Here is a 9,271-nt window from a genome sequence, read left to right as displayed (position 1 = left end):
GCCCGGCGGGACATCCGCCGGGCGCCTCTCGTACGCCCCGCCCTGGTCCCCACCGCACCGGGGCGGGCGTGCCTTTCACTCACCAGCACAAGCGGTGGTGGCCAACGATGTATGTGGGTGCCCTTACCCTGGACATCCTGCTCGGCGATGTCAGGTCGCTGAAGCAGAAGAGAGCCGTCGTGCGTCCCCTGGTCGCCGAGGTGCACCGGCGCTTTCCCGGCGTCGCCGTGGCCGAGACCGGCCATCTCGACCTGCATCGCAGGGCGGAGATCGGCATCGCGGTCGTCTCAGCCTCAGCGGGCAACTGCAAGGAGGTCCTGGACGCCTGCGAGCGGCTGGTGGCCTTCCGCCCGGAGATCGAGCTGCTCTCGGCCAGGCAGCGGCTCTACAACGACGAAGACTGAACGAAGCACGACCCGCCGTCGTGCGTGAGGGGGAGCGAACATGGTGGATGTAGCACGAGCGCGCAAGCTCGCCGACCGCATCCAGCAGATCGTCGCCGAGATGCTGGAGCGCCGGATCAAGGACCCGCGCCTGGGCTTCGTCACCGTGACCGACACGCGCATCACCGCCGACCTGCGTGAGGCTACGGTCTACTACACGGTGTTCGGTTCCGAAGCGGAGCGCGCCGACAGCGCTGCCGCCCTTGAGAGCGCGAAGGGGATCATCCGCTCCGAGGTGGGCCGCCAGACCGGCGTGCGTTTCACCCCGACGCTGACGTTCAGGCACGACCCGCTGCCCGATAGCGCGCGCCAGCTCGACGACCTGATCAACGCCGCCAGGGCGAAGGACGAAGAGGTGGCGCGCAAGGCCGCGGGCGCCGAGTACGCCGGCGACGCCGACCCGTACCGCAAGCCTGAAGAGGACGAGTCCGAGACGTGACGCCCGACGTGCGCGACAGAACGGGCCGCCCGTCCCGCAGGCAGGCGGCGCGGGGCGGCGTGATCCCCGAGGCGTCCTGGCGGCGGGCGGTCGAGCTGATCCGGCAGGCCGACGAGGTGGCGCTGGCCTGTCACGTCACGCCCGACGGCGACGCGCTGGGCTCGATGCTCGCCACCGCGCTCGTGCTGCGCGCCATGGGCAAGGGGGTGGTCGCGTCCTTCGGCGACCACCACTTCGACGTGCCCCGCCTGCTGCGCTTCCTGCCAGGCCAGGACATGCTCGTACCGCCCGACTCCTACCCGTCGGCGCCCGAGCTGATGATCGTGTTCGACTCGGCCACGGTGGAGCGGCTCGGCCTGCTCGCGCCGAGCGCCTCCCACGCGCGTGAGGTCATCGTGGTCGACCACCACGCGTCCAACACCGGTTTCGGCACGCTCAGGCTGGTCGACCCGTCGGTGGCGGCCACCGCCGTGCTGGTCGAGCAGCTGGTCTACCGGCTGGGCGGCGTCCTGGACCGTGACATCGCCACCTGCCTGTACGCGGGGCTGGTGACCGACACCGGGTCGTTCAAGCACTCCTCGACCACGCCCGCCGTGCACCAGATGGCCGCCAGGCTGGTCGCCACCGGCCTGCGCACCGACGAGATCGCCCGCGAGCTGTGGGACCGGTCCCCGTTCGGCTACCTGAAGGTGCTCGCCGCCGGGCTCGACCGGGTGAGGCTGGAGGACGACCTGGTGTGGACGTACATCACCCGGGTCGACAGGGCCGCCTACGGCCTGCCGTACGCGGAGCTGGAAGGCATCATCGACGTCATCCGCCGCACCGACGAGGCGCAGGTGGCGCTGGTGATGAAGGAGGACGACCAGGGCGCCTGGCAGGTGTCCACGAGGTCGAAGGGCGCCGTGGACGTGGCGGCGATCTGCGCCGCGCTGGGCGGCGGCGGCCATCACAACGCGGCGGGGTTCACCTCGCACGACAGCGTCGAGGAGACCGTCGGCCGGTTCCGGGGGCTGCTCGCAGAGACGACTGGAGAGGCTTGATGGCCGAAAGCGGCTTGATCATCGTCGACAAGCCGGCCGAGTGGACGTCCCACGACGTGGTGGCCAGACTGCGCCGGCTCGCGGCGACCCGGCGCGTCGGGCACGCGGGCACGCTCGACCCGATGGCGACGGGCGTGCTGGTCATCGGGGTGGAGAAGGCGACCAGGCTGCTCGGCCATCTGGCGCTGACCGAGAAGGTGTACGAGGCGACGATCCGGCTCGGCGTGACCACCAACACCGACGACGCCGAAGGCGAGGTCGTGGCGACCGTGTCCGCCGCGTCGGTGCCGGCCGAGGCGGTGCTGAAGGGCGTGGCCGCGCTCACGGGGCCGATCATGCAGGTCCCGCCGCAGGTCAGCGCGATCAAGGTGAACGGCCAGCGGGCCTACAAGCTGGCGCGGGCGGGAGCGGACGTCGAGCTGGCGTCCAGACCGGTGACCGTGCACGAGTTCGCGGTGACGGCCGTCCGGCCGCACGGTGACGTGGTGGACCTCGACGCCACGGTCCGCTGCTCGTCCGGCACCTATATCCGGGCGCTGGCCCGCGACCTCGGCGCCGCGCTCGGGGTGGGCGGCCATCTCACCCACCTGCGCCGCACCCGGGTGGGCCCCTACGACCTGTCGCTGGCCCGTACGCTCGACCAGCTCGCCGAGGAGTGCGTGGTGCTGCCCATCGCCGACGCCGTCTCGGCGGCGTTCCCGCGCCGGGACGTGACTCCCGAGGAGGCCAGGGTGGTCCAGCACGGCGGCAGGCTGCCCGCCGCGGGCCTGGGCAAGGGCCCGATCGGCGTGTTCGGCCCCGACGGGGCCCTGCTCGCCCTGGTGGAGGAGCAGGGCCGGATCGCCAAACCACTCGCCGTGTTCGTCTAGGAGCCGCCCGTCGTCTGGTGGCGACGTTCGACGGCGGGCCGAAACGGACGGAGGCGGTGAAGTGCCGTCAGAGGTCGGACGTCTACGGTTTGCGGGCGACCATGACGTCGCGGACGATCGCCTGGTCCACCCAGTGCTCGAAGTCGGGATAGTCGACGACCTCCAGGCCCGCCGAGGCGAGGATCTTCGCCAGGTCGTCGCGGCTGCCGCCGTAGGTGTTCCACGCGACGCCCAGCGCCCCGCCGGGACGCAGCAGCTCCGCCCAGACCGGGGCGGCCTGCCTGATCAGCTCCAGCGGGCTGCGTGACAGGCCGCTGCCGCCCTTGCTGCCGTGCTGCACCCCATAGGGGGCGTCGGTCACCAGGACGTCGAACGAGCGCGGCTTGAAGAAGTCGCGGCTGCGCAGCGTGTCGGCGTTCACCACCGAGACGTGCTGCACGTCGCCCGCCTTGACCGCCTCCTTCGACAGGCCGAACGTCACGTTCAGCCGCCGGCCGACCAGCGCCCGCTCGCGCCGCACCGGCACGGTCTCGGCGGTGTGCTTGAGCCGCTTGTTCTTCAGCCAGGTCTTCAGGAAACCCGTGTACGCCTCGAAGTCCTTGCCGTCGATGTCGATGCCGTAGGCGTCGTATCCGTACATGAGGGCCTGGTTGAGCGTGGTGCCGCGCCCGCACAGCGGGTCGAACACCGCCAGCCGCTCGCCCAGCCGCCGGTCGCCGGCCAGCGCGGTGACGTTCAGCAGCAGCTTGGTGAAGTGCTCGTTCGTCTTGCCTGCGTACTTCTGGATCGTGATCAAATCGCTGCTCAGCCGGTCGAGCGGCGTCATCGCCAGCGGGCGCAGCAGCTCGCCCTCGACCCCGAACAGCGCGTACACCGACGACAGGTTCGACAGCAGCGCGACATCGCCGGGGGTCAGCGACCCGTCGAAGGTCACGTACGGCACGCCGCCGATCGACGTCTCCTCGACCCCCGATATCTCGCCTTCCAGGCCGTACCGGCTGAAGACGGTCAGCTCGCTGCGGGTGAGCCGGATCGAGCTCTCGCCGTACACACGGTTGAAAGCGGGCAGGATGAGAAGCGCGTATCGAGGCATGGTGCGACCGATGCTACCCCCCTCGGTTGAAGGGAACGCCGGGGCGCATGGCAGGCTTGGGGGAGATCGATCCGCCACAAGCGAATGGGGCCGGGGCGTGCAGGGTTCGGGAAGGTCCGTCGTCACGATCGGTGTGTTCGACGGCGTTCACCGCGGGCACCAGCGGGTGGCCGGGCGGGCCGTCGCCGCCGCTCGCGAGCTTGGGCTGCGCTGCGTGGCCGTCACGTTCGAGCCGCATCCCGCCGAGGTCGTGCGGCCGGGCTCGCATCCGGCCCGTCTCACCAGCCCTCGACGCAGGGCCGAGCTGCTGACCGGGCTCGGAGTCGACGAGGTTTACACGGTGGAGTTCTCCCTTGAGCTGTCGCGGCTCAGCCCCGCGGACTTCGCCCAGTCCGTGCTCGCCGACCGGCTCCGCGCCGCCGTCGTCGTGGTGGGCGAGGGCTTCCGGTTCGGCCACCGGGCGGCGGGCGAGGTTGAGACGCTGCGGGCGCTGGGGGAGAAGTACGACTTCACGGTCGAGGAGGTGCCGCTGCTCGACGCGGTCTCGTCCACGGTGGTCCGCGAGCGGCTGGTGGCGGGCGACGTCGAGGGTGCCGCGCTCGACCTCGGCAGGCCGCACCGGGTCCAGGGCGTGGTCGTGCGCGGCTACCAGCGCGGACGCCAGCTCGGCTTCCCCACGGCCAACGTCGAGACGCTCGCGCACACCGCGATCCCCGCCGACGGGGTCTACGCGGGCTGGCTGGAGTGCGTGCCCGTGGCCAACCTGCCCGCCCTGTACGAGGGGGAGCGCTGGCCCGCCGCGATCTCGGTCGGCACCAATCCCACGTTCGAGGGCGTGCCGCGTACTGTGGAGGCGTACGCACTCGACCGTGACGACCTGGAGTTGTACGGCGCGCATGTGGCGGTGGAGTTCAAGGCCAGGCTGCGCGGAAACACCAGGTTCGACTCGATCGAGGCGCTCATCGAGCAGATCCACGCGGACGTGGCCGACACGCGCCGCCTGACCTCCGGTTAGACCGGTGGGGTTCCCTGGTCGCACGGGCGCTTGACTCGTGGTGGTAACCTAGCATGTCGGCTCTGTAACGGCGGCGCTGTGCGCTGCCCTGATAGGCCTTCGTCGCGGCGACTGTAGGCACGCACGGTCGTTCGCATCCTGTCTCATCCGCGCGTGTCCGTAGATTGAAGGAGAGCCGTGTCCCTCGACACCGCTGCCAAGAAGACCATCATCGCCGAGTACGCGACGGCCGAGGGCGACACCGGGTCGCCCGAGGTGCAGATCGCGCTGCTCAGCAAGCGCATCAGCGAGCTCACCGAGCACCTGAAGACGCACAAGCACGACCACCACAGCCGTCGTGGTCTGCTTCTGCTCGTCGGGCGCCGGCGCCGCCTGCTGAAGTACCTGCAGAAGGTCGACATCGCGCGTTACCGTTCGCTCATCGAGCGGCTCGGCCTGCGCCGATAGCATGGAAGGGAGTGGCGTCCGCGCCGCTCCCTTCTCCATAAGGGTCCGGCGCGTCGTGGGGTCAACCACCGCGCGCCTGACGTACAACTGAAGATCGAGACACTTTGAGCCCCCGCGTCCGTCAGCACCATGCGACCCGCGACGCTTGCGGGCCGGTCCTCGGTAGTGGCTTCCGGTAGGAAAGACCGGGCGCTTCGATCGAAGACCGGCGCTGCACCTAACGAGGGTGCGGGTGAAAGAGAAGAGGGCGCGGGCGACCGACCGAAAAGGAGGTCCCCCGTGGAGGGTGTCCACACCGCCGAAGCCGTTATTGACAACGGCGTGTTCGGCACGCGCACGATTCGGTTCGAGACTGGGCGCCTCGCGCGCCAGGCGGCAGGCTCCGCCGTCGCCTATCTCGACAACGACACGATGGTCGTCTCCGCGACCACCGCGTCCAAGCAGCCCAAGGAGAACTTCGACTTCTTCCCGCTCACGGTCGACGTCGAAGAGCGCATGTACGCCGCGGGCCGCATCCCCGGCTCGTTCTTCCGGCGTGAGGGCCGTCCCTCCGAGGACGCCATCCTCACCTGCCGCCTGATCGACCGGCCGCTGCGCCCGTCGTTCGTCAAGGGGCTGCGCAACGAGGTGCAGGTCGTCGCCACCGTGATGGCGCTCAACCCCGAGCACCTCTACGACGTGGTCGCGATCAACGCGGCCTCGCTGTCCACCCAGCTGGCGGGCCTGCCCTTCTCCGGCCCGATCGGCGGCGTCCGCGTCGCGCTGATCGACGGCCAGTGGGTCGCCTTCCCGACCCACCACGAGCTGGAGCGGGCCACCTTCGACATGGTCGTCGCGGGCCGCGTGCTCGCCGACGGCGACGTCGCGATCATGATGGTCGAGGCCGAGTCCACCAAGGACACGCTGAAACTGGTCGCCGAGGGCGCGGTCGCGCCCACCGAGGAGACCGTGGCGCAGGGCCTGGAGGCCGCCAAGCCGTTCATCAAGGTGCTGTGCGAGGCGCAGTCGCGCATCGCGCAGGTCGCCGCCAAGGAGACGGCCGAGTACCAGGTCTTCCTCGACTACCAGGAGGACGTCTACAACGCGGTCGAGTCCGCGGTGAAGACGGAGCTGGCCGCCGCGCTGACCATCGCCGGCAAGCAGGAGCGCGAGACCGAGCTCGACAAGGTCAAGGCGCTGTCGGCGGAGAAGCTGCTGCCCGAGTTCGAGGGCCGCGAGAAGGAGATCTCCGCGGCGTTCCGCTCGGTGATGAAGAAGCTCATGCGCGAGCGGGTCATCAACGAGGGCATCCGCATCGACGGCCGCGGCACCAAGGACATCCGCGAGCTGTCGGCCGAGGTCCACGTGGTGCCGCGGGTGCACGGCTCGGCCCTGTTCGAGCGCGGCGAGACCCAGATCATGGGCATCACCACGCTGAACATGCTGCGCATGGAGCAGGTCATCGACACGCTCAACCCGGAGCGCACCAAGCGCTACATGCACAACTACAACTTCCCGCCGTACTCCACCGGTGAGACCGGCCGCGTGGGCTCGCCCAAGCGGCGCGAGATCGGCCACGGCGCGCTGGCGGAGCGGGCGCTGATCCCGGTTCTGCCGACGCGCGAGGAGTTCCCGTACGCCATCCGCCAGGTGTCGGAGGCGCTCGGCTCCAACGGCTCGACCTCGATGGGCTCGGTCTGCGCGTCCACGATGGCGCTGCTCGACGCCGGTGTGCCGCTCAAGGAGATGGTCGCGGGCATCGCGATGGGCCTGATCGGCGAGGGCGACGCCTACGTCACGCTGACCGACATCCTCGGCGCCGAGGACGCCATGGGCGACATGGACTTCAAGGTCGCCGGCACCAAGGACGTCATCACCGCCCTGCAGCTCGACACCAAGCTCGACGGCATCCCGGCCAGCGTGCTCGCGGGCGCGCTCAAGCAGGCCAAGGGCGCCCGTCTGGCGATCCTCGACGTGATGCAGGAGGCGATCGCCTCTCCGGCGGAGATGAACCCGACCGCGCCGCGGATCATCACGATCAAGGTCCCGGTCGACAAGATCGGCGAGGTCATCGGCCCGAAGGGCAAGATGATCAACCAGATCCAGGACGACTCGGGCGCCGAGATCACCATCGAGGACGACGGCACGATCTACATCGGCGCCACCGACGGCCCCTCGGCGGAGGCCGCGCGGTCGGCGATCAACGCGATCGCCAACCCGCACATGCCGGAGGTCGGCGAGCGCTACCTGGGCACGGTCGTCAAGATCGCGGCCTTCGGCGCGTTCGTCTCGCTGATGCCCGGCAAGGACGGCCTGCTCCACGTCTCGCAGATCCGCAAGCTGCACGGCGGCAAGCGCATCGAGAACGTCGAGGACGTCATGAGCGTCGGCGAGAAGATCCAGGTCGAGATCGCCGAGATCGACGGCCGCGGCAAGCTCTCCCTGGTGCCCGTCGAGGTCATCGAGAAGGAGGCCGCGGAGAAGGAGGCCAAGGCCGAGTCGGGCGACACCTCGTCCGAGGATGACGGCGCTCCCGCCGCGTCCGACGACAAGCCGCGCGAGGAGCGTCCGCGCCGCACCCGTACCCGCGTCCGCGCCACTCGCGGCGAGAACGAGGGGGACGACCGCAACTCGTGACCACGACCACGCTGCACCCCGGCAAGGACGGAGCCGGGGTGGTAAGGCGCACCGTCCTCCCGGGTGGGCTGCGCGTGGTGACCGAGACCATGCCGACCGTGCGCAGTGTCGCGGTCGGCATGTGGGTCGGCATCGGCTCGCGTGACGAGGCCCCCGAGCACATGGGGGCCACCCACTTCCTCGAACACTTGCTGTTCAAGGGCACACCCACGCGCGACACGATGGAGATCTCCGCGTCCATCGAGGGCATCGGCGGTGAGATCAACGCCTTCACCGCCAAGGAGTACACCTGCTACTACGCCAGGGTGCTCGACGAGGATCTCCCCGTCGCCGTGGACGTGCTGGCCGACGTCGTGACCAGCTCGCTGATCACCGCTGAGGACGTCGAGTCCGAGCGTGGCGTGATCCTGGAGGAGATCGCCATGCACGACGACGACCCGTCCGACGTCGTGCACGAGCAGTTCGCGGCGGAGCTGTACGGTGACTCGCCGATCGGGCGGCCCATCCTCGGCACGGTCGAGTCGATCAACGCGCTCGGCCGCGAGCGCATCGTCGAGTACTACCAGCGCTACTACCAACCGCCTCGCACGGTCGTCTCGGTCGCCGGGAACATCCGGCACGAGGAGGTCGTGGAGCTGGTCGCGCGGGCGTACGAGCGGGCGGGCGCGCTCGGCGGGCCGCTGGAGTCCGACCCGCCGCGCACGAGCGGCCCCGGCGCGCTGACCCGGTCCGGGGTCAGGGTGCTCGACCGGCCCACCGAGCAGGCCAATCTGGTGCTCGGCACCACCGGCATGTCGCGCACCGACGAGCGCCGCTTCGCGCTCGGGGTGCTGAACGCGGCGCTGGGCGGCGGCATGTCGTCCAGGCTGTTCCAGGAGATCAGGGAGAAGCGCGGGCTGGCGTACTCCGCCTACAGCTACACCTCCGCCTACGCCGACACCGGGCAGTTCGGCATCTACGTCGGCTGCCTGCCGTCGAAGATCGACGACGTGCTCAAGATCTGCCGTGATGAGGTGGCCAGGGTGGTCACCGAGGGCCTGTCCGCCGACGAGATCATGCGCGGCAAGGGGCAGATGCGCGGCGGGCTGGTGCTCGGGCTGGAGGACACCGGCTCGCGCATGTCCAGGATCGGCAAGAACGAGCTGGTCTACGACGAGCTGCTGTCGGTCGACGACGTGCTCGCCCGGATCGAGGCGGTCACACCCGACGAGATCGCCGAGGTGGCCGCCGACGTCCTCAGCCGTCCCCTGACGCTGGCCGTGATCGGCCCGTACGGCGACAAGGACTTCTCGGGTGCCATCTCCTGACC

At 70.0% G+C, this 9,271-nt stretch carries 9 protein-coding genes; 8 read left to right on the top strand and 1 reads right to left on the bottom strand.

Features of this window, described 5'->3' with window-relative positions:
- Positions 1-107: 107 nt before the first annotated feature.
- The 4 genes from ABZ297_RS18040 to truB are packed head-to-tail and all read left to right on the top strand — an operon-like array spanning position 108 to position 2,791.
- Complete coding sequence (locus ABZ297_RS18040; RefSeq protein WP_350805390.1) at positions 108-404, top strand: DUF503 domain-containing protein; 297 nt, start codon at positions 108-110, stop codon at positions 402-404.
- A 40-nt stretch (positions 405-444) separates the two neighbouring features.
- A complete protein-coding gene (gene rbfA, locus ABZ297_RS18035; RefSeq protein WP_350805391.1) occupies positions 445-882 on the top strand; it encodes a 30S ribosome-binding factor RbfA in 438 nt (145 codons plus the stop codon).
- Positions 879-1,922, top strand: a complete 1,044-nt coding sequence (locus ABZ297_RS18030) for a bifunctional oligoribonuclease/PAP phosphatase NrnA (RefSeq protein ID WP_355346822.1) — start codon at positions 879-881, stop codon at positions 1,920-1,922. Before rbfA ends, ABZ297_RS18030 begins: the two co-directional genes overlap by 4 nt.
- A complete protein-coding gene (truB, locus tag ABZ297_RS18025; protein ID WP_355346820.1) occupies positions 1,922-2,791 on the top strand; it encodes a tRNA pseudouridine(55) synthase TruB in 870 nt (289 codons plus the stop codon). Before ABZ297_RS18030 ends, truB begins: the two co-directional genes overlap by 1 nt.
- Positions 2,792-2,873: 82 nt before the next feature.
- On the opposite strand, the gene ABZ297_RS18020 is transcribed toward truB, so the two are convergent.
- Entirely contained in the window at positions 2,874-3,884 is a 1,011-nt protein-coding gene (locus tag ABZ297_RS18020; protein ID WP_355346818.1) for an SAM-dependent methyltransferase, read from the bottom strand.
- Between the two features lie 97 nt (positions 3,885-3,981).
- Between ABZ297_RS18020 and ABZ297_RS18015 the strand changes: the two genes are divergently transcribed.
- From ABZ297_RS18015 to ABZ297_RS18000, 4 genes are all read left to right on the top strand, one after another.
- A complete protein-coding gene (locus ABZ297_RS18015; protein WP_355346815.1) occupies positions 3,982-4,899 on the top strand; it encodes a bifunctional riboflavin kinase/FAD synthetase in 918 nt (305 codons plus the stop codon).
- 177 nt (positions 4,900-5,076) lie between these two features.
- Entirely contained in the window at positions 5,077-5,346 is a 270-nt protein-coding gene (gene rpsO / locus ABZ297_RS18010; RefSeq protein ID WP_355346812.1) for a 30S ribosomal protein S15, read from the top strand.
- 279 nt (positions 5,347-5,625) lie between these two features.
- Positions 5,626-7,962, top strand: a complete 2,337-nt coding sequence (locus tag ABZ297_RS18005) for a polyribonucleotide nucleotidyltransferase (RefSeq protein ID WP_355346809.1) — start codon at positions 5,626-5,628, stop codon at positions 7,960-7,962.
- Complete coding sequence (locus tag ABZ297_RS18000) at positions 7,959-9,269, top strand: pitrilysin family protein (protein WP_355346806.1); 1,311 nt, start codon at positions 7,959-7,961, stop codon at positions 9,267-9,269. Before ABZ297_RS18005 ends, ABZ297_RS18000 begins: the two co-directional genes overlap by 4 nt.
- The last annotated feature ends 2 nt before the right edge of the window (positions 9,270-9,271 follow it).

Origin of the sequence: Nonomuraea sp. NPDC005983 (genome assembly GCF_040614375.1) — a bacterium.
Taxonomy (GTDB): Bacteria; Actinomycetota; Actinomycetes; order Streptosporangiales; family Streptosporangiaceae; genus Nonomuraea.
Note: the sequence above shows the minus strand (reverse complement) of the source record. Positions and strands in the feature narration are given on the sequence as shown.